The sequence below is a fragment of the Vibrio sp. ZOR0018 genome (assembly GCF_963865925.1).
Taxonomy (GTDB): Bacteria; Pseudomonadota; Gammaproteobacteria; order Enterobacterales; family Vibrionaceae; genus Vibrio; species Vibrio anguillarum.
The window spans coordinates 1-631 of the sequence record NZ_CAWMCN010000129.1 but is presented as its reverse complement, the minus strand read 5'-3'; the positions used below and the strand labels follow the sequence as shown (position 1 = coordinate 631).

The following is a 631-nucleotide window of genomic DNA, read 5'->3' as shown; positions in this document are numbered from 1 at the left end:
TTATCGATAAACTTGGTGTTACTTACGTAGAAAATCAAACACTTCGTATGCAAGGTGGTGAGAGAGAAGTTTGCGTTTATCTTTCAGCGGTATAAATTCACCTAACAATCTGTTTAAGAGTGATTCGCAACGCGTGGCATTTTCACAATGCGTTGCTTTTAGTGTTTAAGGTGGTATGCGGGAGCTTCGGTATTGCGTTGCTCACACCTTAACAGGGCGTTATGCAACTCAGGTAAATTTAGGGGTTCAATCTTTTGGGATTTCTCCGGTTATTCGTTTTGTGTTGTCGGCAAATGAGGATTTTCACTCTCAAATTTATGGTTAACTCAAACCGTAAAACAGGCAAAGTTCTCTGTTTGCCTCAATCGGTTTTGGCGCTGGCGTGTTGTCAGTTTAGCGGGCGTAAAGTGTGGAAAGGGCAAGTTATTTGATCATTTCACAATTGCTGAAAGTCTTGCTCGGTGAGTTTGTCTCATTCAAAAGCTTGGTTTGTTGTTGAAAGGTGGACTTTGTTTTGGCGGCTTATTTATCACGGCTCTGGTTTGGGTTGGTTCTTGAATCACTCAACCATTGCAATGGTGGCTTTTGATCGAGTAAAGTCAGTTTATCTTATTGAATTTGCATAACAAAC

At 40.9% G+C, this 631-nt stretch carries 1 pseudogene; it reads left to right on the top strand.

Annotated elements, in window-relative coordinates:
- A pseudogene (locus AACR75_RS15965) lies at positions 1 to 95 on the top strand (GNAT family N-acetyltransferase); the annotation flags it as partial.
- Between the last annotated feature and the right edge of the window lie 536 nt (positions 96 to 631).